At 59.6% G+C, this 26,808-nt stretch carries 19 protein-coding genes; 7 read left to right on the forward strand and 12 right to left on the reverse strand.

All coding sequences use genetic code 11. The features are described from left to right. The 6 genes from AC1RPZ_RS02870 to AC1RPZ_RS02895 all read right to left on the reverse strand — a co-directional run bounded on the left by AC1RPZ_RS02870 (position 1) and on the right by AC1RPZ_RS02895 (position 10,319). Positions 1 to 1,491 carry an efflux transporter outer membrane subunit gene (locus AC1RPZ_RS02870; protein WP_493134628.1) on the reverse strand — a complete coding sequence of 497 codons (1,491 nt, stop codon included), beginning with the start codon at positions 1,489 to 1,491 and terminating at the stop codon, positions 1 to 3. Further along, a complete protein-coding gene (locus AC1RPZ_RS02875; protein WP_493134630.1) occupies positions 1,488 to 4,595 on the reverse strand; it encodes an efflux RND transporter permease subunit in 3,108 nt (1,035 codons plus the stop codon). The genes AC1RPZ_RS02870 and AC1RPZ_RS02875 overlap by 4 nt, the downstream gene beginning before the upstream one ends. After that, complete coding sequence (locus AC1RPZ_RS02880) at positions 4,592 to 7,696, reverse strand: MdtB/MuxB family multidrug efflux RND transporter permease subunit (RefSeq protein WP_493134632.1); 3,105 nt, start codon at positions 7,694 to 7,696, stop codon at positions 4,592 to 4,594. Before AC1RPZ_RS02880 ends, AC1RPZ_RS02875 begins: the two co-directional genes overlap by 4 nt. Continuing rightward, positions 7,693 to 9,021 (reverse strand): MdtA/MuxA family multidrug efflux RND transporter periplasmic adaptor subunit, encoded by a 1,329-nt coding sequence (locus AC1RPZ_RS02885; protein ID WP_493134634.1) that lies wholly within the window; start codon positions 9,019 to 9,021, stop codon positions 7,693 to 7,695. Before AC1RPZ_RS02885 ends, AC1RPZ_RS02880 begins: the two co-directional genes overlap by 4 nt. 179 nt (positions 9,022 to 9,200) lie before the next feature. Next, positions 9,201 to 9,701, reverse strand: a complete 501-nt coding sequence (gene tpx / locus AC1RPZ_RS02890) for a thiol peroxidase (RefSeq protein ID WP_008030203.1) — start codon at positions 9,699 to 9,701, stop codon at positions 9,201 to 9,203. Between the two features lie 174 nt (positions 9,702 to 9,875). Continuing rightward, positions 9,876 to 10,319 carry an SRPBCC family protein gene (locus AC1RPZ_RS02895; RefSeq protein ID WP_493134636.1) on the reverse strand — a complete coding sequence of 148 codons (444 nt, stop codon included), beginning with the start codon at positions 10,317 to 10,319 and terminating at the stop codon, positions 9,876 to 9,878. A gap of 191 nt (positions 10,320 to 10,510) precedes the next feature. Between AC1RPZ_RS02895 and AC1RPZ_RS02900 the strand changes: the two genes are divergently transcribed. After that, positions 10,511 to 11,911 carry a DUF1254 domain-containing protein gene (locus tag AC1RPZ_RS02900; protein ID WP_493134638.1) on the forward strand — a complete coding sequence of 467 codons (1,401 nt, stop codon included), beginning with the start codon at positions 10,511 to 10,513 and terminating at the stop codon, positions 11,909 to 11,911. A gap of 398 nt (positions 11,912 to 12,309) precedes the next feature. Then, entirely contained in the window at positions 12,310 to 12,810 is a 501-nt protein-coding gene (locus tag AC1RPZ_RS02905) for a peptidase associated/transthyretin-like domain-containing protein (protein WP_493134639.1), read from the forward strand. Positions 12,811 to 12,864: 54 nt separating this feature from the next. Here the strand turns inward: AC1RPZ_RS02905 and AC1RPZ_RS02910 are convergent, their stop codons facing one another. Next, the gene (locus AC1RPZ_RS02910) at positions 12,865 to 13,359 is read right to left on the reverse strand and encodes a DUF934 domain-containing protein (protein WP_493134641.1); all 495 of its coding nucleotides are present in this window, start codon (positions 13,357 to 13,359) and stop codon (positions 12,865 to 12,867) included. Continuing rightward, positions 13,356 to 15,029 carry a nitrite/sulfite reductase gene (locus AC1RPZ_RS02915; RefSeq protein WP_493134643.1) on the reverse strand — a complete coding sequence of 558 codons (1,674 nt, stop codon included), beginning with the start codon at positions 15,027 to 15,029 and terminating at the stop codon, positions 13,356 to 13,358. The genes AC1RPZ_RS02910 and AC1RPZ_RS02915 overlap by 4 nt, the downstream gene beginning before the upstream one ends. A gap of 263 nt (positions 15,030 to 15,292) precedes the next feature. Between AC1RPZ_RS02915 and ccoN the strand changes: the two genes are divergently transcribed. Then, positions 15,293 to 16,720 carry a cytochrome-c oxidase, cbb3-type subunit I gene (gene ccoN, locus AC1RPZ_RS02920; RefSeq protein WP_493134645.1) on the forward strand — a complete coding sequence of 476 codons (1,428 nt, stop codon included), beginning with the start codon at positions 15,293 to 15,295 and terminating at the stop codon, positions 16,718 to 16,720. 58 nt (positions 16,721 to 16,778) lie between these two features. Beyond that, positions 16,779 to 17,000: a cbb3-type cytochrome c oxidase subunit 3 gene (locus AC1RPZ_RS02925; RefSeq protein ID WP_493134647.1), complete on the forward strand. Its 222-nt coding sequence runs from the start codon at positions 16,779 to 16,781 to the stop codon at positions 16,998 to 17,000. Between the two features lie 146 nt (positions 17,001 to 17,146). On the opposite strand, the gene AC1RPZ_RS02930 is transcribed toward AC1RPZ_RS02925, so the two are convergent. Both AC1RPZ_RS02930 and AC1RPZ_RS02935 read right to left on the reverse strand, forming a co-directional pair. Beyond that, positions 17,147 to 17,641 (reverse strand): hypothetical protein, encoded by a 495-nt coding sequence (locus tag AC1RPZ_RS02930; RefSeq protein ID WP_493134649.1) that lies wholly within the window; start codon positions 17,639 to 17,641, stop codon positions 17,147 to 17,149. Positions 17,642 to 17,711: 70 nt separating this feature from the next. Then, positions 17,712 to 18,482 (reverse strand): helix-turn-helix domain-containing protein, encoded by a 771-nt coding sequence (locus AC1RPZ_RS02935; protein ID WP_493134651.1) that lies wholly within the window; start codon positions 18,480 to 18,482, stop codon positions 17,712 to 17,714. 79 nt (positions 18,483 to 18,561) lie between these two features. On the opposite strand from AC1RPZ_RS02935, the gene AC1RPZ_RS02940 reads away from it, so the two are divergent. Further along, a complete protein-coding gene (locus tag AC1RPZ_RS02940; protein WP_493134653.1) occupies positions 18,562 to 19,254 on the forward strand; it encodes an aspartate/glutamate racemase family protein in 693 nt (230 codons plus the stop codon). Between the two features lies 1 nt (position 19,255). Here the strand turns inward: AC1RPZ_RS02940 and AC1RPZ_RS02945 are convergent, their stop codons facing one another. Continuing rightward, complete coding sequence (locus tag AC1RPZ_RS02945; protein ID WP_493134655.1) at positions 19,256 to 19,777, reverse strand: GNAT family N-acetyltransferase; 522 nt, start codon at positions 19,775 to 19,777, stop codon at positions 19,256 to 19,258. A gap of 238 nt (positions 19,778 to 20,015) precedes the next feature. Here AC1RPZ_RS02945 and AC1RPZ_RS02950 point away from each other — a divergent pair, with 238 nt between their 5' ends. Beyond that, positions 20,016 to 20,309 carry a putative quinol monooxygenase gene (locus AC1RPZ_RS02950; RefSeq protein ID WP_493134657.1) on the forward strand — a complete coding sequence of 98 codons (294 nt, stop codon included), beginning with the start codon at positions 20,016 to 20,018 and terminating at the stop codon, positions 20,307 to 20,309. A 268-nt stretch (positions 20,310 to 20,577) separates the two neighbouring features. Next, positions 20,578 to 21,285: an ATPase gene (locus AC1RPZ_RS02955; RefSeq protein ID WP_493134659.1), complete on the forward strand. Its 708-nt coding sequence runs from the start codon at positions 20,578 to 20,580 to the stop codon at positions 21,283 to 21,285. 146 nt (positions 21,286 to 21,431) lie between these two features. Here the strand turns inward: AC1RPZ_RS02955 and AC1RPZ_RS02960 are convergent, their stop codons facing one another. Further along, positions 21,432 to 26,336 (reverse strand): NAD-glutamate dehydrogenase, encoded by a 4,905-nt coding sequence (locus AC1RPZ_RS02960; RefSeq protein ID WP_493134661.1) that lies wholly within the window; start codon positions 26,334 to 26,336, stop codon positions 21,432 to 21,434. Between the last annotated feature and the right edge of the window lie 472 nt (positions 26,337 to 26,808).

The raw sequence follows: 26,808 nt of genomic DNA on the forward strand, positions 1-26,808 counted from the left end.
CTATTTCTCACTGGCCTGGGTCTGACCATCCCAGCCACCGCCCAACGCGGCGATCAAATTCACGCTGGCGATCAGCCGGCTTTGCTGCAAGGTCAGCACGCTGCGCTCATTGCTCAGCGCCGTGGCCTGAACCACCACCACACCGAGGTAGGCGATCAACCCGGCCTTGTATTGGTTCTGGGTCAGGCGCAACGACTCACGAGCCGCGTCCAGCGCCTGCTGACGCACCGCTGCCTCGTCTTCCAGCACCTTGAGCTGTACCAGGTAGTTTTCGACTTCACGGAACCCGTCCAACACGGTTTGCCGATACTTGGCCACGGTCTGGTCATAGGCTGCCTCGGTGCGGTCGACTTCCGCCGAGCGCTGACCGCCGTCGAACAGGGTCATGGCCAGTTTTGGCCCCACCGACCAGAAACGGTTCGGCAAGCTGATCAGGTCAGAATACGTGCTACTGCTGTAGCCGCCACTCAGGCTCAAGGTCAGGTCCGGGTAATAAGCGGCCTTGGCCACGCCGATGTTGGCGTTGGCGGCAATCACCGAACGTTCGGCCGAGGCGATGTCCGGGCGGCGCTCCAGCAGTTGCGATGGCAGGCTCAAAGGAATCTGCGGCAATGTCGGGATGTTCTGGGTTTCGGCCAGATCGAATTCAGCCGGCGGCACGCCGATCAGCACCGCAATCGCGTTCTCGAACTGCGCACGCTGCCAGATCAGATCGACCATGTCGGCCTGAGTACTTTTCAGCTGGGTTTGCGCCTGGGCGACTGCGTCCTTGCCGGACACACCGGCGCGGTACTGGTTTTCGGTCATTGTCAGCGAACGCTGATAGTTTTCGACCGTGGCTTGCAGCAGGCGTTTTTGCTGGTCGATTACCCGCAATTGCAGGTAGTTCTGCACCAGCTCGGATTGTTGACTCAGGCGCATCGCGGCCAGGTCGGCAAAACTCGCTTCGGCACTGGCTTTATCGGCCTCCAGACCGCGACGCAACTTGCCCCAGACGTCCGCCTCCCAACTCACCCCAAGCTGGGTGTTATAGGTGTCGCGGATGCCGCTGCTGGTACTGCTCAGGCTAGAACTGCTGCTGCCGGTGCCCTGGCTGGAGCGGGTTTTCCCGGCACTCAAGTTGCCGGTTGGAAAAAACGCCCCCCGGGCACTGCGGACCAATGCCTGAGCCTGCCGGTACTGGGCTTCGGACTGGGCGACGGTCTGGTTGGCGCTGTTAAGTTTATCGACCAGCCCGTTGAGCTGCTGATCACCGTACAACTCCCACCAGGCGCCACGCGCCAATGAGTCACTCGGGGTCGCCTGACGCCAGCCTTCTGCCTGCTTGTACTGTGCAGGCTCGGCCACTGGCGGACGCTGATAATCCGGGCCGATGGCGCAGGCACTGAGCATCAAGACGCTGAGCGAAAGACTCAGCAAGCGCGAGCCGCGGGCCGAAGCCAGGCGCCGGGCCATCGGTGCGTCGAGGTTGAACAGGCAACGGTCAGTCATAGCGGAGTTTCCAGAGAAGCATCGGTACGAACCCCACGCCAGCGGTTGACCCGATGGCGCAAACGGTCGAGATAAAGGTAAACCACCGGGGTGGTAAAAAGCGTCAGCACCTGGCTGAAAATCAACCCGCCAATAATGGTCAGGCCCAATGGCTGGCGCATTTCCGCGCCTTCAGCGGTGCTCAGCAGCAACGGCAAGGCGCCGAGGATCGCCGCCAGGGTGGTCATCAGAATCGGCCGCAGGCGCAACAAACACGCGCTGCGAATCGACTCCAGCGCTTCCATGCCCTGATGGCGTTCAAGCTGTAGCGCGAGGTCGATCATCAGAATGGCGTTTTTCTTCACCACGCCAATCAGCAGAAACAGCCCGAGCAGCGAAATCAGGCTGAACTCACCGCCCAGCACATAGATCGACAGCAACGCGCCGACGCCCGCCGAAGGCAATGTCGAAAGAATGGTCAACGGGTGCACGTAACTTTCGTACAGCACACCCAACACCAGATACACCGCCACCAGCGCACCGAGAATCATCCACGGCTGACTCTTCTGGGTCGCGGCAAAGGCGTCGGCGGTGCCGGCCATCTTGGCGATCACTTCTTCCGGCAGCCCCAGCTTGGCGATCGCCCGCTCGATGGCGGCCGAGCCTTGTTCAACGGTGACGCCTTCGGCCATATCAAACGAGACGCTCTCGGAAGCGAACTGCCCTTCATGGCTGACCCGGTCGTTTTCCAGGCTGTTTTCATAGTGGGCAATCGCCGACAGCGGAATCCGCGCGCCCGCAGCGGTGATCACCTGCACCTGATTGAGGGTGATCGGGTCCTGGGCGTATTTCGGATTGACCTCCATCACCACCTGATACTGGTTGAGGCTGTCGTAGATGGTGGAAATCTGGCGCTGGCTATAGGCGTTGTTCAGCACAGAGGTCACCATGGCCATGTCGATGCCCAGCCGTTTGGCCTGGTCACGGTCGACCACCAGCGTCACCTGCGCGGCACCCCGTCCTTCACGAGCGTCAATGGCTGTCAGCTCCGGCAGCGCCTTGAGCGCCGCGACGACTTTCGGGTACCACTCGCGCAACGCCGATAAATCACCGCTTTGCAGGATGTAGGTGTATTGCGAGGTGGTCTGTTCGCGGCCGCCGCCAAACTGTAAGTCCTGGTCGGCCATCAGCATCAATTGGGCGCCGGCTACCTTGGGCATTTCCTTGCGCAGGCGCTCGATGACCTTCTGCGCAGAAATATTGCGCTGCTTGATCGGCTTCAGGCGCACCAGCATGAAGGCGTTGTTGGTGCCGTTGGTACCACCGATAAAACCGGCGACACTTTCAACAGCCTCGTCTTTCAACACCGCACGGCGGAAGGTTTCCATTTTCGGCTGCATGACATTGAACGACAGGCCATTGTCGCCGCGGACAAAACCGATCAGTTGACCGGTATCCTGCTGCGGCAGAAAGGTCTTGGGCACCACCACATACAAGGCGATGTTGACGCCAATGGTGATAAACAGGCTGAGCAGCGTCAGCCGGCGATGACGCAACACCCAATCCAGGCTGCTGGCATAGTGCTTGACCATCCAGTCGTTGGCTCGCCGACTGGCGCGCTGCAAACGGTTTTCCTCGCCTGGCGTAAGGGGTTTCAGCCAGCGGGCGCAGAGCATTGGCGTCAGCGTCAACGAGACCACCAGCGACACCACAATGGACGCCGCCAGAGTAATCGAGAACTCACGAAACAGGCTCTCGATGATCCCGCCCATGAACAGAATCGACAGGAACACCACCACCAGCGAGACGTTCATCGACAGCAAGGTAAAACCGACTTCCTTGGCGCCCAGGTACGCCGCCTTCATCGGCGCGATACCTTCGTCGATGTGCCGCGAGATGTTTTCCAGCACCACGATGGCATCGTCCACCACCAGCCCCGTGGCGAGAATCAGCGCCATCAGCGACAGGTTGTTCAGCGAAAAACCATAGAGGTACATCACCGCGAAGGTGCCGACCAGTGACACCGGTACCGCCAGCGTCGGGATCAACGATGCGCGGAAATTACCGAGGAACAGGTACACCACCAGAATCACCAGCGCCACGGCGATCAGCAGGGTCATTTCCGCTTCGTGCAGGGTCGCCTTGATCACCGGTGAACGGTCCATCGCCAGGTTCAGCTTGACGCTGGCCGGCAATACCGCCTGCAAGGCCGGCAACTGCGCCTTGATCTCGTTGACCGTTTTGATGATGTTGGCACCGGCCTGGCGGTTGATCACCAACAGCACCGCCGCGTCATCGTTGAAGAAACCGCTGTTGTAGCGGTCTTCGACACTGTCGCGGACCTTGGCCACATCGCTCAGGCGCAACGCCGAGCCATTCTGGTAGCGAATGATCAGCGGTTCATAATCCTTGGCCTTCTCCAACTGGTCGTTGGCCTGTACCTGCCACATCCGCTGATCGTCTTCGATCGAGCCTTTGGGCCGGCGCACGTTGGCGTTGGCGATGGTGTTGCGAACGTCATCCAGCGCTACGCCGTACTGGTTCAGCAGTTGTGGCTCGAGTTCGATACGTACCGCCGGCAACGAACTGCCACCGATTTGCACTTCGCCGACGCCGGGCACCTGCGACAGGCTTTGCGAAAGGATGGTCGAGGCCAGGTCGTAGAGCTGACCTTTTTCCAGCACGTCCGAGGTCAGCGACAGCACCATGATCGGCGCCTGGGACGGGTTGACCTTCTTGTAGGTCGGCATACTGCGCATACCGCTGGGCAGCAGGTTGCGCGAGGCGTTGATCGCCGCCTGCACCTCCCGCGCCGCGCCGTTGATATCGCGGTCCATGTCAAATTGCAGGATCACCCGGGTCGAACCCTGGCTGGAGCGGCTGCTCATGGTGTTGATCCCGGCGATGGCACCGAAGGATCGCTCCAGCGGTGTTGCCACGGTGGACGCCATGACCTCGGGGCTTGCACCCGGCAGGCTCGCCGAAATCACGATCACCGGGAAATCCATTTGCGGCAGCGGCGAAACCGGCAGCAAGCCGAAACTCACACCGCCCAGCAGCATGATCGCCAGGCTCAGCAACAGGGTCGCTACCGGCCGACGGATGAAAGGTCCGGACAGGTTCATGGCTGCTCTACCGGCTCCAGACGCTCAGGCGCACGTCGCCAGCGCCGACCGAGACGGTCGAAGTACAGATAGATAACGGGCGTGGTAAACAGTGTCAGCACCTGACTCACCAACAAACCGCCGACCATCACCAGACCCAATGGCTGGCGCAGTTCGGCGCCGGAGCCCGTGGCAAGCATCAGCGGCACAGCGCCGAACAACGCGGCCAGGGTGGTCATCAGAATCGGCCGAAAACGCAGCAGCGCCGCCTGATAGATCGCCGTCGCCGGGTCCATGCCCTGATTGCGCTCGGCGTCGAGGGCGAAGTCGATCATCATGATCGCGTTCTTCTTGACGATGCCGATCAGCAAGATGATGCCGATGATCGCGATCATGCCCAGGTCATTGCCGCTGAGAATCAACGCCAGCAAGGCCCCGACCGCTGCTGATGGTAGTGTCGAGAGAATGGTGATCGGGTGAATGTAGCTCTCGTACAGCACGCCGAGCACGATGTACATGGTCACCACCGCCGCCAGAATCAGCAGCAAGGTGCTCGACAACGAAGCCTCGAACGCCTGAGCCGCACCCTGGAACTGAGTCTGCACACCGAGCGGCATGCCGATGTCCTTCTGCACCTTGTTGATCAGCTCGACGGCCTGGCCCAACGCCACGCCGGGTGCGAGGTTGAAGGACATCATTACCGCCGGGAACTGGCCGATGTGGGCAATCGCCAATTGCGCCTGACGCTCTTCGACGTGGGCCAGGCTGGACAACCGCACCTGACCGCCATTGGTGGTCTTGACGTGAATCTGCTCCAGCGCCTGCAGGCCGATCTTCTCGCCGTCCTGCGCCTGCAACACCACGCGGTACTGGCTGGCCTGGGTGTAAATGGTCGAGATCTGGCGCTGGCCAAAGGCGTCGTACAGCGAGTCGGTGATGTTCGACACCGAAACCCCGATCCGCGAAGCCGCATCGCGGTCGATCACCAGATAGACCTGCAAGCCCTTGTCCTGCAAATCGCTGGCAACGTCGGTCAGCTCTGGCTGCTTGCCCAGCGCCTCGACCAGTCGCCCGCTCCACAGACTGAGCAAGTCGGCATCCGGTGACGACAGGCTGAATTGGTACTGTGTGCGGCTGACCCGGTCTTCGATGGTCAAGTCCTGCACCGGCTGCATGAACAGACGAATGCCCACCAGTTTGTCCAGCTGCGGCTGCAACCGGTTGATCACCTGGGCCGCGCTCAGGTCGCGGTCTTTGTGTGGCTTGAGGTTGATCAGCAAGCGCCCACTGTTGAGGGTGGCGTTGTCGCCGTCGACACCAATGTAGGACGACAGGCTTTGCACCGCCGGGTCGGCCAGAATGACCTTGGCCAGTTCCTGCTGACGCTGGCTCATGGCGGCGAAGGAAATCGACTGCGGCGCCTCGGAAATACCCTGGATCACCCCAGTGTCCTGCACCGGGAAGAAGCCCTTGGGGACTACGATATACAGGAACACTGTCAGGCCCAGGGTGGCGATGGCCACCAGCAGGGTCAACGGCTGATGCTTGAGCACCCACTGCAACTTGCGCCCGTAGGCGGCGATCAGCCAGTCGATCCACGCACCGCTGGCGCGGTAGAAACGGCCCTGCTCTTGCTCCTTGGGCTCACGCTTGAGCAACCGCGCGCACATCATCGGCGTCAGGGTCAGGGAAACCACCAGGGAAATCAGGATCGCCACCGCCAGGGTAATCGCAAACTCGCGGAACAGCCGCCCGACCACATCGGCCATGAACAACAGCGGAATCAATACCGCGATCAGCGACAAGGTCAGCGAGATCAGGGTGAAGCCGATCTGCTTGGCACCCTTGAGCGCCGCTTGCAACGGGCTGTCGCCCTCCTCGATGAAGCGCGAAATGTTTTCCAGCATGACGATCGCGTCGTCCACCACAAAACCGGTGGCAATGGTCAACGCCATCAACGTCAGGTTGTTGACCGAGAAACCGGCCAGGTACATCACACCAAAGGTGCCGATCAACGACAACGGCACCGCAATCGACGGAATGAGCGTGGCACTGGCACGGCGCAAGAACAGGAACGTCACCATCACCACCAGGGCGACGGCGATCAGCAGCTCGTGCTGCACGTCGGTTACCGAAGCGCGGATGGTCTGGGTGCGGTCGGTCAGCACCGTAACGTCGAGGCCGGCCGGCAGGTTATCGGTGATGCTCGGCAACAGGGCCTTGATCCGGTCGACCACCTCGATCACGTTGGCACCCGGCTGACGCTGAATGTTCAACAGTACGGCCTGGTTTTCATTGGCCCACGCGGCGAGGCGTTCGTTTTCGGCACCGTCGACGATCTGCGCGACGTCCTTGAGTCGCAACGGCGCGCCGTTCTTGTAGGCCAGGATCAGTTCGGCGTAGTCCTTGGGCGCGGTCAATTGATCGTTGGCATCGAGCATCGAGACCCGGGTCGGACCGTCGAAATTGCCTTTGGGCTGGTTGACGTTGGACGCGGCGATCAAAGTGCGCACGTCCGACAGGTTCAAACCGTTGGCCGCCAGGGCCTGCGGATTGACCTTGATCCGCACGGCCTGACGCTGGCCACCGGCGATGCTGACCATCCCGACGCCACTGATCTGGGCGATTTTCTGCGCCATGCGCGTGTCGACCAAATCATTGAGTTTGGGCAGCAACATGGTTTTGGAAGTGATCGCCAGGGTCAGCACCGGGGTGTCTGCCGGGTTGACCTTGTTGTACACCGGCGGTGCCGGCAGGTCCTTGGGCAACAGATTGGTCGCCGCATTGATCGCCGCCTGCACCTGCTGCTCGGCAACGTCCATGTTGATGTCGAGGTTGAAGCGTAGGGTCAGCACCGAGGCCCCGCCGGAACTGGTCGAGGCCATTTGGGTCAGGCCGGGCATTTGCCCGAACTGGCGCTCAAGTGGCGCGGTGACCGCGCTGGTCATCACATCCGGACTGGCGCCCGGGTACAGGGTCATGACCCGGATGGTCGGGTAATCGACCTGAGGCAGTGCCGAGACCGGCAGCAGCTTGTAGGCGATCAGGCCGGCCAAAACGATGGCCAGCATGCTCAGGGTCGTGGCTACCGGGCGAAGGATGAACAGCCGCGAGATATTCATGCGCCGCCCTTTTTCGCCTTGCCAGTGGCTTTCGGATCGGTGGCGGCATTTGTCGATTGGCCCTGGCTTTCGGTCGGGGTCGGGGTCGGGGTCGCGGGTACGGCATTACTGCTGTCGTTGACCACCTCGACTTCACTGCCCTCCTTGAGGCGGTCAGTGCCTTCCAGGACCACGCGATCGCCGGCTTTCAAGCCTTCCTTGATCACCGTGTTGTCGCCATCGCTGGCGCCGATTTTCAACGGGCGAATGGTGACTTTCTTGTCACCGTCCAGGGCGTAGACGAAGGTGCCGTTGGTGCCAAACTGAATGGCTGCCGAAGGCGCCAGCACCACGCCTTTGAGGGTGTCGGCCAGCAGTCTGACGTTGACGAACTGATTCGGAAACAGCGCCAGATCGCGGTTGTCGTAGCGCGCCTTGAACTTCAGTGTGCCGGTGGTGGTGTCGATCTGGTTGTCCAGGCTCTGCAAGACACCGCTGGCCTGCAACTGGGTGTCGCCACGATCCCACGCCTCAACCGGCAGCCTGGCGCCTGAGTGGTAACGGGCCAGCACGGTTTCGAGACTGTTTTCCGGCAAGGTGAAGACCACGCTGATCGGCTGGGTCTGGGTGATGACGGCCAGGAACGTGGTGTCATTGGCGGCCACCAGGTTGCCGACGTCCAGCTGTCGCAAACCGACGCGCCCGGTGATCGGGGCGCGGATTTTAGTGAATTCCAGATTGAGCTTGGCGTCGTTGACCGCCGCCTGATTGGTCTTGACCGTGCCCTGGTACTGGCCGACCAGCGCTACCGCGGTGTCGAGGGTTTGCTTGGCGATACTGTCTTGCGCATACAAGCCGCGATAGCGCTCCACATCCACCAATGCGTTTTTCAACTGTGCCTGGTTCTGCAGCAACGTGCCTTCGGCCTGGAGCAAGGCATTCTGGTAAGGACGCGGGTCAATCTCGGCGAGCAGGTCGCCGGCCTTGACCATCTGCCCTTCTTCGAACGCAATCTTCACCAGTTCGCCGCCCACGCGGCTGCGCACATTAATGGTGTTCAGCGCAGTGACCGTGCCCAGGGCCTTGTAGTACAGCGGGAAATCACCCACGACAGCGGGTGCGACCCGAACCGGGACCGGTCCTGTGGCACCGCCGAAACCCGGACGCATCCCGCCAGACTTGCCGACATGCCCGGCCGCTGTTTTTTCTGCCGGGGCGGCTTTATGAGCCGCACCGCTTGGCCAGAACTTCCAGCACAGGCCGGCAATGACCAACAGAACCAACAGGCCGAATAGCCAGCGACGGGAATGACGGGAAGCAGAGGATTGCATGGAGTGATCAACCATTGGGCGCGTGTGGGCATCTTTATACGGAAGACTGAACGATAAGCACTGACGAGGTTTAAGCAAAGCGCCTTTACCGGCAATTTACCTTCGACCTGCTTTTGCGAGTATTTGCTAAACCACTGAAGCACAAATGAAAACGGCCTGGACAGAGCCAGGCCGTTAACAATTTGTAAAAGCTGTTACTTCAGAACGGCCAACGCCGCTTCGTAGTTTGGCTCTTCTGCGATTTCCTTAACCAGTTCGCTGTGCAGTACGTTGTCGTTTTCGTCGAGTACGACGACTGCACGCGCGGTCAGACCTTTGAGTGGACCGTCGGCAATGGCAACGCCGTAGTTTTCGATGAACTCGGCGCCACGCAGGGTCGACAGGTTCTGGACGTTTTCCAGGCCTTCAGCGCCGCAGAAACGTGCCTGGGCGAACGGCAGGTCAGCCGAGATGCACAGAACAACGGTGTTGGCCACGTCGTTGGCCTGGGCGTTGAACTTGCGTACCGACGTGGCGCAGGTCGGGGTGTCGACGCTTGGGAAGATGTTCAGCACTTTGCGCTTGCCGGCGAAGCTCGCCAGGGTCACGTCGGACAGATTGCCGGCAACCAGGGAAAAGGCTGGCGCCTTGGAACCGGCTTGTGGCAGTTGGCCGTTGACTTGAACCGGATTGCCTTTGAGAGTGACTTGAGCCATGAACGGAGTCCTTCTGACGTTGTTGTGGAGAATTTTGAAGAGGCCGAAGTTAACCACGAAATTGTCCGGCGACCTACGGCCAGATACAAATTGTGATATGTCGTCGCCCAAACTGGATACAACGCTAACAATCAACACAAAACCCGCTCCCACAGGGATTGGATAGACGCTGCACTATCCCAATAATCGAAGCATATTGCGGTGCCGGGCGCGGAAAATTCGCTGCATATAGGCATTGACCATCAACCACTCCAAAGGTGCACCGCCAATGGCCGCGTAGGTCACCCGATCGGTGTACAGAGTCCCACCCTCCGCCACCGCGACCCGGTGTTCATGACGAAATGCCGCCATCGGCCCCTTGAGCATTTCGTCGATGAAATGGCTGTCGCCGACCTCGCGAATCGCCACGGTCCAGGTCGCCGGAATGAAGCCGAACATCCAGTGACGGAAACTGAACTCGCGACCGGCAGCGATACGCAAGTCGTTCACGTCGATGTCCCCCAGCGGAGTCACCGGTTCCGGAAAAATTTTCGGGAAGTTGCTGCCCTCAAGGCAAAAATCGAGAACTTGCGCGGGTGTACGCCCTTTGATGAGCGTGGTGAGTTCCAGAACAGGCATTGGCGGCGACCTTCCTTTGAGCGCGAATACCGGCAGATTAGCACTCGCCACTTGAAGCCTTACAGTGCGTCTACTGTACAAGCCTGTAAAAATGCTCGCTGACGGAAACTTGTTTCGACAAAAACCGCAAACTCGACGACATTACCGCCGTGCAATAACACCTGAATCGCGCTTATCCATAGGACTGTGCAATGACCATCGAAAAACCGACCCGACTGTTGCTCGCCGGCCTCTCATTATTACTGAGCGCAAGCGCCTGGGCAGACTTCACCGCCAGCCCCGAAGAAGCCCGGGGGATTGCCAAAGACGCGTACCTCTACGGCTTCCCGGTGGTGGAAATGTACAAGACCCTGTACACCCAGGCGGTGGACAGGAGCGGCCCGAACTTCAAGGCACCGCTCAACCATATCGGTAATACGGCAAGGGCGTTCACCCCCAAGGACACCGCGTTCGTTACCCCCAACCCGGACACTCCCAGCTCATTTCTCTGGATGGACCTGCGCGCAGAGCCCGTGGTTGTGACCCTGCCGCAGATCGCCGAAGAGCGTTACTACTCGGTACAACTGGTCGACCTCTACACCCAGAACTTTGCTTACCTGGGCACCCGCAGCACGGGTAACAAGGGCGGGACCTTCATGATTGCCGGTCCCGAATGGCAAGGTCAGCAACCGCTCAAGATCGATCGCCTGGTGCGCAGTGAAAGCAATATTGCCTATGCGCTGTACCGCACGCAGCTGTTCGATGAAAAAGACCTGGAGAAGGTCAAGAAAATCCAGCACGGCTACAAGGTTCAGACACTGAGCCAATACCTGGGACAACCGGCTCCGGCCGCAGCGCCAAAAATCGACTGGCCAAAGCCAACCTCGACCATGAGCGACAGCCCGGAGTTGTTCCGCTACCTGAACTTCATGCTCGGCTTCGCCCCGGCGCAAGACGTTGAAAAAGACCTGCTGGCACGCTTCGCGAAAATCGGCATTGTTGGCGGCCAGCCGTACGACCTCAAAACCCTCACCGCCGAACAACGCAAGGCCCTCGACGACGGTATCGCCGATGCCAAGGCCGAGTTCGCAGCATTCAAAAAAGACAAGATCGATACCCATGAGGTGACCCGTGGTGATTTCTTCGGCACCCGTGATCACCTCAACAACAATTACCTGTACCGCTACGCTGGCGCCAATATGGGGATCTTTGGCAATTCCGCCGATGAATCGACCCATTTCAGCTATCTTGTCGACAATCAGGGCAAACCGGCCAACGGCGCGAGACACAGCTACACCCTGCACTTCGACAAGGATCAACTGCCACCGGCTGATGCGTTCTGGTCGCTGACCATGTACGACGGCAAGTCCAAGCTACTGGTGGCCAACCACATGAAACGCTACCTGATCAATTCGCGCATGTTGTCCACGCTCAAGCGCGACCCGGATGGTGGCCTGACTCTTTATGTGCAGCACTCCGAGCCGCTCAAGGATCAGAAAAGCAACTGGCTGCCAGCGCCGCACGGCCCGTTCTATGCAGTATTGCGTCTGTACCTGCCCAAGCCAGAAGTCGGCAACGGCCAATGGAAACTGCCGCCGCTGACGCCACGTTGATCCCCATCAACCCTTAAACCCGGTAGGGCGACCTACAGTATTCAAGGAGCGATGCACGCAAAGGACTGCCTCATGACCGTGCATTCGGGCCGCTCGCGTAATGGGCAGCCCGAAAGCACTGCCTCACCTCAGCAGTACGACCAGCAGCTACCCCGCCGCCCCTTTCATTGAAATATTCAACCATTGTCCAAGCGCGTCCTGCCTCTGGGACAAACGATGCTGCGCGCGTAGTCGTCCCACCGTCATCCAACATCATTCTTCAAATATTTTTAGTGATAGCCATGAGCCATCAGTGCTAGAGTGCGCGCCATTCAAAACAAGGCACACCCACTCCCCTGCGAGTTCGCACGAAGCGAATCTCGGCCAATGACGGCAATTCCCTGATCCTAAGGAAAACAATGAAAGCCATCCGCACACTGCTCAATGTTACCGCCCTGACCACTTTGATCCTGACCTCAGGATGCGCGAGCATCGTTGGCGACAGCAAATACCCTGTGAGCGTCACCAGCACACCGAGCGGCGCCAGCTTCACCATCAAGAACAAAGACGGCGTCGTGGTGCACAACGGCGCCACGCCTAACACCGTGACCCTGCCGTCTGGCCGTGGCTACTTCAAGGGCGAGGAATACACCATCACGTTCAAGAAGGACGGTTACACCGATAGCACCGCCAAGCTGGAAACCAGCGTGAGCGGCTGGTACTGGGGCAACCTCCTGCTAGGTGGCGTTATCGGCATGCTCGTCGTCGACCCGATGACCGGCGCCATGTACAAACTGCCGACCGAAGCCACCAGTAATCTGGGCAGCCCACTGACAGCGCAGGCCCCCAAAGACCTGACCCTGCTGGAAATCGACCAGGTTGCGCCAAGCGATCGGTCCAAACTGATCCGTATCAACTGATTGCACTCGGCACATTTCGCTTGCCGGAATGTGCCGCCCTCGCACGGCGCTGACTCAGCGCCGGCGAAATAACGGTCGTGGCTCGATCACCGACCGACCGTAATGCACACTCATCCCCACCAGCCCCTTGAGGGCATCTTCAGCGCATTTGTCTTCACGCACCGCGAAAGCATCGAAACCGCATTGGCGCATATGGCTGAGCTGGTCGCGCAGCACATCGCCAATCGCCCGCAACTCCCCCGCCCACCCCAAACGCGTGCGCAACAGGTAAGCCTGGCTGTAGGCCCGGCCATCGCGAAAACTTGGAAATTCCAGCGCGATCATGGGGATCAGCTTGAGCCACGGCTTGAGACTTTCGACCTCGTCATCCGGTCCCAGCCACACCGCATCTCGCGACGGATGATGTTCGATACGGCGCATCAGCCACAGGGCCAGCGGTAAGATCAGCGGCCCGGCTGGCAGTTCGCTTTCCAGATCCCTGACCAGCGTCCACGGATCGTCGTCGACCTTTAGCGCAACATCTTCGCGCAATCTCAGCAGATTGTTCATGCGACAACCTCCAGACTCTTGGGGTAAATGCGCTCCTTGAACGGTTCCAGACCGATGCGCTGCAAGGTATCGACAAACAGTTCTTCGCTCTCGCGGTAACGGACAAAGGTCGCGATGATCCGCTCGATCACCTGCGGTACTTCGGCGGCGCTGAACGACGGGCCGATGACCTTGCCCAACGCGCTGTTCTTGCCCTGTGATCCGCCGAGGGTGATCTGGTACCACTCGCTGCCATTCTTATCGACGCCGAGGATGCCGATATTGCCGATGTGGTGATGACCACAGGCGTTCATGCAGCCAGAGATATTGAGGCTGATATCGCCCAGGTCGTGGAGGTAATCCAGGTCATCGAAACGTGCCTGGATCGCGTGGGCGATGGGGATCGATTTGGCATTGGCCAGCGAGCAGAAATCGCCGCCGGGGCAAGCGATGATATCGGTCAGCAAGCCGATATTGGCGCAACCCAATCCTTGCTCGCAGGCCAGGCACCACAATGCGTACAGGTCAGACTTGGGTACATCCGGCAGGACAATGTTCTGTTCATGGGCAATGCGGATTTCACCGAAACCGAACTGCTCGGACCAGTCGGCCACTGCATTCATCTGCGCGTCCGTGACGTCGCCGGGCGGCGAAGCCATGCCGGGTTTGGTCGACAGCACCACGCTGGTGTAGCCGGGTACTTTGTGCGGCTGCACGTTACGGGCGACCCAGCGCGCGAACGCCGGGTTCTCGGTCAGGCGAGTGCCGAAGTCCAGGTCAGTGTCGGCCAGTTGCTCATAGGCGGGCGGCACGAATGCGCTGGCGACGCGCTGGTATTCGACGTCGGTCAACTGCGCCGGGCCATCCTTGAGGTGTTGCCATTCCTGCTCGACTTCCTGGGCGAAGGCCTCGATGCCCAGCGCCTTGACCAGAATCTTGATCCGCGCCTTGTACTTGTTGTCACGCCGACCGTGGCGGTTGTAGACCCGCAACACCGCCTCGACGTAGGACAGCAAATGCTGCCACGGCAACCCTTCACGGATCTGCAAGCCGAGGATCGGCGTGCGCCCCAGACCGCCGCCGACGATCACCCGCAGCAGCATCTGCCCCGCCGCGTCGCGGTAAAGGTAGAGGCCGATGTCATGCATCATGATCGCCGCACGGTCCTGTTTCGCCGAGCAGATAGCGATCTTGAATTTGCGCGGCAAAAACAGGAACTCCGGGTTGATGGTCGACCACTGCCGGAGGATTTCCGCCAAGGGCCGAGGATCAATCAGCTCGTCTGCCGCGACACCGGCAAAGGCCTCGGTCGTGATATTGCGCACGCAGTTGCCGGACGTCTGGATCGCATGCATTTCGACCTCGGCCAGGCGCTCGAGGATGTCCGGCACCTGGGCCAGTTCGATCCAGTTGAATTGCATGTTCTGTCGGGTGGTGAAGTGCCCGTAACCCCGATCGTAATCCCGGGCGATGCTCGCCAGCGTACGCATCTGCCGGGCGCTCAGGGTGCCGTAAGGAATGGCCACCCGCAGCATGTAGGCGTGTTTTTGCATGTACAGGCCGTTCTGCAGGCGCAACGGCAAAAACTCTTCCTCACTCAAGGCTCCGGCCATGAACCGTTCGACCTGATCGCGAAACTGCGCGACCCGTTCAAAGACCAGGGCCCGGTCGTAGTCATCGTACTGATACATGTCGCTACCTCATCAGGGTGATCGGGCTCTGTGGCTCGTTTCTGGGGGAGTGACTATGCAGTAGCGGCTCAGGTGGTTACAGATTCAGCTAAAGACTAAAAAACCATATCAGGGCGCGGCAGATCACCGCAGGCAGGCCTTACATCTGATCCGTATTAATGCAGTTTTTCTGAGTCTGTTTTGTTTCGACAAGGGTTTCTACAGTTGACCGCATGCCAGACCGGGTGGCCTGGCAAGACTTTGCAACCGTGGAAGCATTGACCATGAGCACAGCAACAATCGGACAGGCCTATAACTACAAGGTCGTCCGCCAATTCGTCGTGGCAACAGTGGTATGGGGTGTTATCGGGATGGCGATGGGCGTGTGGATCGCCTCGCAGCTGGTGTGGCCGGAGGCGAACCTCGACTTGCCCTGGACCACCTTCGGCCGCTTGCGTCCGCTGCACACCAGCCTGGTGATTTTCGGCTTTGCCGGCAGCGCGCAGTTTGCCGCCAGTTACTACGCGGTGCAGCGCACCTGCCAGGTGCGACTGTACAGCGACAAACTCGCCGCGTTCACCTTCTGGGGCTGGCAATCGGTAATCGTCAGCATGCTGATCACCCTGCCGCTGGGCTACACCACCACCAAGGAATACGCCGAGATCGAATTCTCCGGCGCAGTGTGGATGACAGTGGTCTGGGTCGCCTACGCCATTGTGTTCTTCACCACCGTGGTGCAGCGCAAAACCAGGCACATCTACGTCGGCAACTGGTTCTTCGGTGCGTTCATTGTGGTGATCGCCATGCTGCACGTGGTCAATCACCTGTCGATTCCGGTGGGCTGGTTCAAGTCCTATCCAGTGTATTCCGGGGCCACCGATGCCATGGTGCAGTGGTGGTACGGGCACAACGCGGTGGGCTTCTTCCTGACCACCGGCTTCCTCGGGATGATGTATTACTTTGTGCCGAAACAGGTCGGTCGTCCGGTGTATTCCTATCGATTGTCGATCGTGCACTTCTGGGCGCTGATCACCCTGTACATCTGGGCCGGCCCGCACCACTTGCACTACACCGCACTGCCGGACTGGGCGCAGTCGCTGGGCATGGCCATGTCGCTGATCCTGCTGGCGCCGAGCTGGGGCGGGATGATCAACGGCATGATGACCCTGTCGGGCGCCTGGCATAAGTTGCGCACCGACCCGATCCTGCGCTTTCTGGTGTTGTCGCTGGCGTTCTACGGCATGTCGACCTTCGAAGGGCCGATGATGGCGATCAAGACAGTCAACGCCCTCTCCCACTACACCGACTGGACCATCGGCCACGTGCACGCCGGTGCTTTGGGCTGGGTGGCGATGATCACCTTCGGTTCGCTGTATCACATGATCCCGAAAGTCTTCGGCCGCGAGCAGATGTACAGCACGCCATTGATCAACCTGCACTTCTGGCTCGCGACCATCGGCACGGTGCTGTACATCGCCTCGATGTGGGTCAACGGCATCACCCAGGGCCTGATGTGGCGCGCCATCAACGACGACGGCACGCTGACCTATTCCTTCGTCGAAACCCTGGTGGCCAGCCATCCGGGCTTCATCGTGCGTTTCGCCGGCGGTGTGTTCTTCCTCAGCGGCATGTTACTGATGGCCTACAACACCTGGCGCACCGTGCGGGTCGCCGATCTGGAATTCGCCAGGAGCGAAGCGCAGATCGCTTGATCCGGCCCATGACGCAAGCCTCACAGGCTTGCGTCTTTCATCTCAGGGAAAGTTCGTCATGATCGAAGTCATGTTGGATCTGTTGGGCGTGGCGTGCCTGTATTTATCGGTGGAGTATTGCTTGAGGCATCAGTCCGCCGAGAGCCTGGACGATGCCAGTCTGATGCCGTTTGCCGATGACCCGGAAGTGGCACGGCGGGTGGAGTTGGCCACCGGCAAGACTGTGAAAGCAGTTGCGCCTGAAGAGGCAAAGCCGGGCTGGGGGAACGTGGAGATTTGACGCAGTCCATGTGGGAGCGAGCTTGCTCCGGGCGGCGTTCCGACGATGGCGGCGTTACATTCGACATTGATGCTGAATGTTATGGCCACTTCGCGAGCAGGCTCGCTCCCACATGGGTCACTTGTCGGTCACAAAACCTGTATTGCTCAACCCCGATCGCGAGGTATCAAGAGCTGCAACTGCTGGGCGAGGAAATTCGCATCGAAGGCAAAGGTGTCCGGGTCTTTCAGACCGTTGGTCTTGCGCCACTGCCAGTCAGTAGAAGGCGGCAGGCACACCAGCGAAACACTGCCGTAACGCGCAGCAGTCAGGCCCATCACCGCCAGTGAAATCAGCCCACCGGCACCCATCACTTCGGGCACGATTTCCACCGGTTTTCCGGCAATCAGAATGCTCAGTTTTTCAGTCTTGAAGGTCGAACTCTCGACCGGCACATTCGCCCCGAACGCCACATAGGCTTCGCGGCTCACCTCCAGCAAATGCGGGGCCTTGACCGGTTCCAGCCACTGTTCGATCTGCCCGAACAACTCGCCTATACGCGTCGCCCACACTGCCGATTGGGATTCAAACAGCTGCTTCTTGTGTGCTTCGCTTTCTGCGTAGTGGCGAAGCATCTCACCCAGTTGCTGTACGTCGTCCATTGCTGTGTTCCTTTGGTTGAAGCAGTACTGCGGACTTTGAGCATGGCAGATGCACGCTGCCGGCGTACGACTAAAAGCGTGAGCGGTATTGACTGGGGGTCATTCCCAGCAGTTTGCGAAAGGCACTGCCCATGTGCGACTGATGGGCAAAACCGCTGTCCTGCGCGATTGCCGCCAGCGGCAGCGAGCTGCGCTCGATCAGCCGCCGCGCCGCCTGAACCCGGACTTCGACCAGGTAGGCGTGAGGCGTGAGGCCGATGGCCCGGGTGAAGTCACGCAGCAAACGCAGTTCGGTCTGGCCGCTGGTGGCGGCCAATTGCGCCAGGGTCAACGGTCGGTCGAACTGCTCGGCGATCTGCTCCAGCACCCGCGAGAATGCGTGCGGCGCTTGGCGTTGAGGTTTATCGACGATCGGCAAACCGGCGAAGGTCAAGGCGCACTCGTCCAGCGCAAACCGGTCAGGCTGTGGATCGAGCAGCAACTGTCGGGCTTCGCGCCCCAGTGCCAGTGCCTGAGCATGGCCGCCAGACTGCATCCGTCGGGTAAACAGGGATCTCGGCTCGTCAGCCAACGGCTCGCTCCAGCGCGCCAACAGGTATTCGCCGCCCACCGCCGACTCGGAAAACACTTCCACGCCCGCCGGGGTATAGGCCAGCACACCCGGCCAGGTGTCAAAATCCACCCGACGATCCGAATCGATGGCATGCACGCCCTGCTGACGCTCCAGTGTCACACCGAGGGTTTGCCCAGTGGCCGGATCGCGAGCACTGTAGGCCTCACGCGGCAAGAGCTGCAGGCAGAGTTTACCGCCCAGCAATCTCTGACTCAGCGGGCCGGGCATGTGAAATTTCCTGATAGATCGAGCCAATGCGACACGGGAAACTCGCTTGTACAAAAGTCAGCCATCACAGGAGCACACCATGCGCACCATCGGTCTTATTGGCGGCATGAGCTGGGAGTCCAGCGCCGAGTACTACCGCCTCATCAACCAGCAGGTTCGTGACCGGCTCGGGCCGTTGCGTTCGGCGAAATTGCTAATGTACAGCGTCGACTTCGGGCCTGTCGAACAGGCCCAGCATGCCGGGCGCTGGGACGACGCGGCGCTGATTCTGGCGGACGCCGCGCGCAGGCTTGAAGCCGGCGGTGCCGAGTGCGTGGCGCTGTGTACCAACACCATGCACAAGGTAGCCGAACAGATTCAGGCGGCGATTTGCGTGCCGTTTCTGCACATCGCCGACCCGGCAGGCCAAGCCGCCGTGGACGCGGGAGCGATGACCGTCGGCTTGCTGGGCACAGCCTTCACCATGGAACAGGCGTTCCTCAAGGAACGGCTCAAGGCCAAGGGTTTGACCGTACTGGTCCCGGATGCCGCCGAACGGCAGGCCGTGCACCGGATCATCTACGACGAACTCTGCGTCGGGGTGATCAGCGAAGCGTCACGCAAGGTTTACCAGCAAGTGATTCAAGCGCTGGCCGCGCGTGGCGCCCAGGCAATCATCCTCGGCTGCACGGAAATCACCTTGCTGATCAAACCCGAACACAGCGAACTGCCGCTGTTCGACACCACTGAGCTGCATGCACGGTCCGCGGTGGCCTTCGCCCTCGGCGATTGATTCAGGAAGCCTTGAGCAGACGGCGCAAGCGCGCCATGCTCAGGGCGTCCACCAGCACGCCATCGCGCACCGCATACTCACGAAACAGCCCTTCCGTGTCGAAACCAAACTTGCGGTACAGCGCTATCGCCGCTTCATTATCCGCATACACCGACAGTTCAACCCGTTGCACATTCATCCAGTTATCGGCAAGGTCAAGCACCGCCGCGAGCAACCGAGAGCCAACGCCCTTGCCTTGCCACGCGACCGCCACGCCCATGCCGATATTGGCGCAATGACTGCGACGAATTCGCGAAACCTGCTCCAGGCCGACATTGCCAATGACCTGCCCCTGGTGCAACGCCACCAGTTGCACCACCCGCTCGTTCTCCGGCGCCAGACGCTTGCGCCAGACTTCAGTGGACTGAAACGGCATTTGCAGCACCTGGCGAGCGACCGCCGGATCGTTGTAAAGCGCGGTGATGCCCTCGATGTGGGCTTCGTTGAAACGCTCAATGGTGATGATGGGATCGGTGGCATGCATGGTGATTCGTCCTTGACAGTAGCGTGGCCAGTGAGTCTAAACGGATCATCAGCCTGGTGACGACAGCCTATCGCCCTGGACCGTCTGCGCGACATTTTGCAGCATGTCTGCTGTGGTCTATTGGACTGCTGCTTTTACTGCCAATTGGCTGTTGGCCGAATCCGGGTACAAGCCTATTCTGCACTGGCGTGATCCCACCATGAGCAAGACCCGTCCGGCTGATAAAGGAGCGTGTGCGATGCCCAGCGAAGTAATCAATACGGTCCAGGTGCAGGCCGCGGCTGGCTGCTCGGATGAACTGGGCAAGCAATTGCAGAAGATCGTCGACACCTTGCGTGAGCTCCCGGGTTGCGACTCCTACATGGTCGACCGCTGCCCGGAGGATGACAATCGATGGACGGTCAGCGCCCACTGGCAGTCCGAAGCCGCCATGCGATCGCACTTTTACTGCCCGCAAGTGCAAGGTTTCATCAGCTTGATCGACAGCCAACTGGCCAGCAGCGTCGACTTCAACAGTTTTCCGATCGTTTAAAGCGTCAACGCCATGAACAACTGACTTCATTGAAACGCTAATGCCCGCGCCCCCAGCCATAAGTAACAGGACCTGAACTTTATATTCAGGCCCTGTTTATTTCCTAAAGAAATCACCACCACACTTTTAAATCCCTAATAAATTTCCAACCTGACCAACGGAGCCATTGGCTATTTTATTTCCAGCCCACAGGTTTAGTCTTGAACTACGCCGACACTACTCGGCAACTTAAACTTCCCGACTGAACGTGTTTCACTGGAGGCACACCATGAAACTGATTCTGGTAACCAGCGTAAGCCTCACCGCCTTATTAACCGGTTGTTCGGTGCCCACGGCTCCGCAAGAGCAAGCCGTGCTGAGCAGTTACTTCAGCGAACCGGTCATGCGCTCCACCACCCCCCTTGTTCCTAACGGCCCGAATGTGTCGCTGGGTATTGTCTATAGCCAGAACACCCAGAACAGCCGGACCTACCTCAAGTACTACCAGGCCAACGCCGGCACCGGTTTCGGCCAGAGCCTGCTGGTGCAGCCGATCCACGACGCCTATGTTTCCACGTCCCAACCGGACATGGCGGTAAATTGGGTCAAGGCATCCCTGCAACGGCAGTTCGGCTCGGTGACGGTTTACCCGGATATGCAAAGTCTCAAGGCTGCAAAACCGGATGTGGTGGCGATCATCGACACCCACAGCCAGCTGATCACTTCACGCAGTTCCGATGTGCAGGCCGACGTCACGGCGAACTTCTATGACGCCAGGTTCAACCACATCGGAACCGCTCAAGGTCACGATGCAAAAAACCTGAGCCCGGTGTGGGCGGATTTCAAACCGACAAACGAGATAGTTGCCGATATCAATGAACAACAGAACATTCAAGTTCGCGCTTTGAAAAAGTTTGACCAGTCGCTCAATAATTTACTGACCAAACCGTCAGATAAACTTTCGTTAAACACCACTGCCACGACCGTCATCAAGTAAGCACGCACCCTGAAGTTTCAACGCGGTATAAAAGTCCTCATCACTGCCAAACCAACGAAAGCACCAGAGCAGACAACCGATAAACATCACAACGAAAAAAGCCCCGCATCTCTCAATGCGGGGCTTTTTTATTCAGCGCCTGATGATCAGGCAGCAGGCTCCAGTTCAGCAATTGCAGTGGTCGTGACAGGCACCACTGCTTGCCCGCTCAACGCCAGGTCCAGCAGTTCGCGGTTGGCCACCGCGTACATGGCGTAGTCGGTGCCGCTGGCGGCACGGATGTCCACCAGCATGGCGCGCCAGCGCTCGACCATGGTCTGGTTCTGGTCCATCCACAAGGCCAGACGTGTTTCCACGTCCTGCTCGCCGTTACCCATTTGCAGGACCGAGATGGTGATCGCCCGTTGTTGCCAGTCGATGTCATCACGGAACGCTTCACGGGCCAGTGCTTGCCAGTTGTTTTCCACCGACAGAGCGCTGATCTGTTGCAGGTACCAGGTCAGGTCCAGCGCGCTGCCCACGGCGAAGTAGGCCTTGGCCACGTCTGCTGCATTCTGACCGGTCACGTCCGACGCTTCGATGATCGGCAACAAGGTGTACAGGTGAGTGGTGCCTGCAACCATGCGCGCCAGCAACTCAGGTACACCAGCGGCGACGTAAGCCTGATAGCGGGTCTGCCAGCCTTCGCGGGTCGGGCCTTCCAGCAGTTCGTCGAGCTTGAGGCCCAGCGCTGCCAGATGTGGACCGAAGTGTGCGACGTCTCGCGCTGCATTCTGCTCGTTGCGACGGCTGCGCAGGAACCAGCGAGTGGCACGACGGCCCAGACGCATCAGCTCATCCATCAGCTCCAGTTGTATGTCGGCCGAGACCTGGTAATCCAGGGCTTCAATCTGACGGAACCAGTGCGGGAGGTGGAAAATGTCACGCACGATCACATAAGCGCCAGCCACGTTCGCCGGGCTCATGCCGGTCGACTCTTTGAGTCGCTGAACGAAGGTGATGCCCATGTGGTTGACCAGGTCGTTGGCGATCTGGGTGCTGACGATCTCACGCTTCAGACGGTGACGACGCATGGCCTCGGAGAACTTGCTCACCAGCATCGGCGGGAAAGCGGTTTCCATGTCGCGGGTCAGGTAATCGTCGTCCGGTACCAGGGAGTTGAGCAACTGCTCTTTGAGGTCGATCTTGCTGTAGGAGATCAGCACCGACAGCTCGGCACGGGTCAGGCCCTGGCCTGCCGCAACGCGCTCGTTGAGTTGATCTTCCGACGGCAGGAACTCGATGGCACGGTCCAGCTTGCCACGGCCTTCCAGGTCGTTCATCAGACGCTTGTACTCGGCAATCCGCACGTAGGCGCGACGGGCCGCCAGGGACAGAGCCTGGGTCTGCTTGTAGTTGTTGCCGAGGACCAGGCCGCCGACTTCGTCAGTCATGCTGCCGAGCAACTGGTTACGTTGCTTCTCGGTCATGTCACCGGCATGAACCACTTCGTTGAGCAGGATCTTGATGTTGACTTCGTGGTCGGAGCAGTCCACACCACCGGCGTTGTCGATGAAGTCGGTGTTGGAGCCGCCGCCATTGAGGTTGAATTCGACACGACCCAGTTGGGTCATACCGAGGTTACCGCCCTCGCCCACGACTTTGCAGCGCAGTTCGTTACCGTTCACGCGCAGTGCATCGTTGGCCTTGTCGCCGACATCGGCGTGGCTTTCGGTGCTGGCTTTGACGTACGTACCGATACCGCCGTTCCACAGCAGATCCACTGGCGCCTTGAGCAAGGCATTCAGCAGTTCGGTCGGGGTCAGCTTATCGGCCTGAATGTCGAAGCGCTCTTTCATCTGCGGGGAAATCGCGATGCTTTTCGCGCTACGGGAGAAGATCCCGCCGCCTTCGGACATGATGCTGGTGTCGTAATCGGACCACGCCGAACGCGGCAGGTCGAACAGACGCTGACGCTCAGCGAAGCTGTTGCCAGGCTCAGGGTTCGGGTCGATGAAGATGTGCAGGTGGTTGAAGGCAGCGACCAATTGCAGCTTCTCGGACATCAGCAAGCCGTTACCGAACACGTCACCGGCCATGTCGCCGACACCGACGACAGTGATGCTGTCTTCCTGGACGTTGATGCCGCGCTCGCGGAAGTGACGTTGAACGCCAACCCACGCGCCTTTGGCGGTGATGCCCATTTTCTTGTGGTCATAACCGGCCGAGCCGCCGGATGCGAAGGCGTCACCGAGCCAGAAGCCGTAGTCGATCGCAATGCCGTTGGCGATGTCGGAGAAAGTCGCAGTGCCCTTGTCCGCGGCAACCACCAGGTACGGGTCATCGCCGTCATGACGCACGACGTTGGCCGGAGGCACCAGGCTGCCCTCTTTCAGGTTGTCGGTGATGTCCAACAGACCGGAAATGAAGATGCGGTAGCAGGCGATGCCTTCTGCTGCGATTTCATCACGGCTGCCACCCAGTGGCAGACGACGCGGCAGGAAGCCACCTTTGGCGCCTACCGGCACGATGACCGAGTTCTTCACTTGCTGGGCTTTTACCAGGCCCAGGACTTCGGTGCGGTAGTCTTCTTCACGGTCGGACCAGCGCAGACCACCGCGAGCAACGTTGCCGAAGCGCAGGTGCACGCCTTCAACCCGTGGCGAGTAAACGAAGATTTCAAACTTCGGTACAGGCTTTGGCAGTTCTGGAATCAGGTGCGGGTTGAACTTGAAGCTGAAGTAGGACTTGTTCTGACCGTTGGCATCGGTCTGGTAGAAGTTGGTCCGCAGCGTCGCCTTGATCAGGTCCAGGTAACGACGCAGGATGCGGTCTTCGTTCAGTACTTGAACGTCGTCCAGCGCAGCCAGGATCGCGTGTTCCAGACGCAACTGTTTGTCGTCGAGGTCGTCGCCGGTCAGCTTGCGGGCCAGGTAGAAACGGGTTTTGAACAACCGGGTCAACTCGCGAGCGATGTCGGTGTGGTTGTTCAGGGTGCTGGCGATGTAGCCCAGGTCGAAGCCCAGACGAATCTGCTTCAGGTAACGGGCGTAAGCACGCAGCAGCGCCACGTCGCGCCACGGCAGGCCGGCAGTCAGTACGAGGCGGTTGAATCCATCGTTCTCGGCATCGCCACGCACGATGTGGACGAAAGCGTCCTGCAACGTGTCGTTGAGCTGCTGGATGTCGAGGTTCAGGCCTTCAGCGGCAGTGAACGCGAAGTCGTGAATCCAGAACTCGCGACCGTTGCTGTGACGCAGGCGATACGGGAACTCGCCGAGCACGCGCAGGCCGAGGTTTTCCAGGATCGGCAGCACGTCGGACAGTGCCAGCGGGGTATCGGCATGGTACAGCTTGCAATGCAGCTGTTGCTGACCGGCGGTTTGCCCCAGCAGCGGCTGATAGAAGCTCATGACCAGCGGATTGGTTTCGCTCAGGCTCAGCAAATGCTGCATGTCGACCACCGCCGAATGCGCAGCGAAGCGCTCGCGGTAGCCGGCCGGGAAGCCTTTCGGAAAGTCTGCCAGCACATTGGTGCCCTGGGCTTCGCCGAAGCTTTCGACCACCAGGCTTGCGTAGTCGTCCTGCCAGCTGCGGCAGGCCTGAACCACTTCTTTTTCCAGCAGCAGCGGGTCGATGTCCAGACGGTTCTTCGGGTCGACCCGCAGAATCAGTTGCACACGGGCCAGCACGGACTCGGAGAAGAAGGTCCAGAACTCGCAATCGCTGGCTTTCAGGCGATCCATCAGCACTTGCTGGATCTTCTGACGCACTTCGGTGGAGTAGATGTCGCGTGGCACGTAGGCCAGGCAGTAGCAGAAACGGCCGTACGGGTCTTTGCGCAGGAACACGCGAATCTTGTTGCGTTCCTGGATTTGCACGATCGACATCACGGTGCTGAACAGCTCGTCCACCGGCGTCTGGAACAGATCGTCACGTGGCAGCACTTCGAGTACCTGGGCCAGTTCCTTGCCCAGGTGCGCCTTGGCCTGGAAGCCGGAACGCTGCTCGATAACATCGACCTTGCGACGGATGTACGGAATGACCCGCACGCTTTCGCCATACACCGACGAGGTGTACAGGCCCATGAAACGGCATTCCTTGATGACTTTACCGCTGGCATCGATCTGGCGGATCGACACGTAGTCCGGGTAAGCCGGACGGTGTACACGGCTCGGGTGCGCAGCCTTGGCGAACGACAGCGGAGTCGGCTCGCGCAGGTAGTTCACGGCGTAGTCTTCGATACGCAGGTCTTCGGCCGTCAGGCCGGCGCGCAGCAATCGGGTCAGGCCCAGGAACGAGTTCTGGTCGTACTCGATATAGCCGCCATCCTTGTCGTCACGAACCACGAACTCTTCGTAACCCAGGAACGTGAAGTGGTTACCCACCAGCCATTCGAGGAAACCCTTGATCTCGCTCTTTTCTTCGGCATCAATGGCAAATTTGCTTTTGTCGATGCCGTCGATCAGCTCCTGGACCTTGGCTTTCATCGGTTCGAAATCGGCGACTGCAACGCGGACTTCACCGAGAACCTGTTCCAGTTCCTTGCTCAATACGTTGAGTTCGGCGGTATGGGCGCAACGATCGATCTCAAGGTACATCAGCGATTCTTGCTGAATGCCATCACCCTGGGTGCCTTTAGGCAGGATTTCCAGCAGCTCGCCCTTGGCGCCGCGACGCACGCTCAGCACGGTGGTTTGCAAGGTATGGATGCTGTAACCGCGACGGTTCAGCTCGGTGCGCACCGAGTCCACGAGAAATGGCAGGTCGTGGTGCAGCACTTCGACCGCAGTGTGGGTCGACTGCCAGCCGTGGCGTTCGTAATCAGGGTTGTAAACGCGCACTTGCGGTTGTACGTGGTCAAAGCGCTCAAGCAGGCGCCAGGCAGAAAGGGTGCAGCCGGCGAGGTCGGACAACCGGCGCTGGGTCAGCTCATCGAGGGAAATAATGCCGAAGAATTGTTCAGCGAACAGCGCCACTTGTGGCTGTGCCTGTTCACTGATGTGCTGCGCCAGTGCCGCTTGCAGTTGGTGCTGGAAGTCGGCTTTGCTGGCTGCGGTGAAGAATGCCATCTGTGGTACTCCGCTTGGGCTTGTTATTGATGGAAGCGTCGCGTGCAAAACCCCTATCGGGGCGATCCGTCACCCTGTTCCTGAATCTCGGGCAGAGGTTGACAGGGTGACAGGTGGGTGAAGCTGGACGAGACACTCAGGTCACATTCACCTTCCAATAATGGGCATCTGCAAAAGCGACTGCGCGATCGATTGCGCACTGTCTTTACGGGTATCCATTGGTTGCGCAGCTTATCGGGTGCGACAACCTGCCTGCTTGCGATGCTGCGACATATTCGGTCATCGGCACGTAACTCATCGGCAATGCATCGAACAACACTAGCAGTCACACGGAAAAACGGGCGGTTTATGCCCGGTTTTACGGCACCTTCGTACCAGAAATGACCAGCAACACCCGGGATGCTCTCGACACATCCTCTGACAGTCAGGCGAGCAGAAATTCCCTCGGGCTGGCAGAATCGCCTTTTGTTGC

It is taken from the genome of Pseudomonas sp. GW822-FHT02D10, assembly GCF_058802345.1.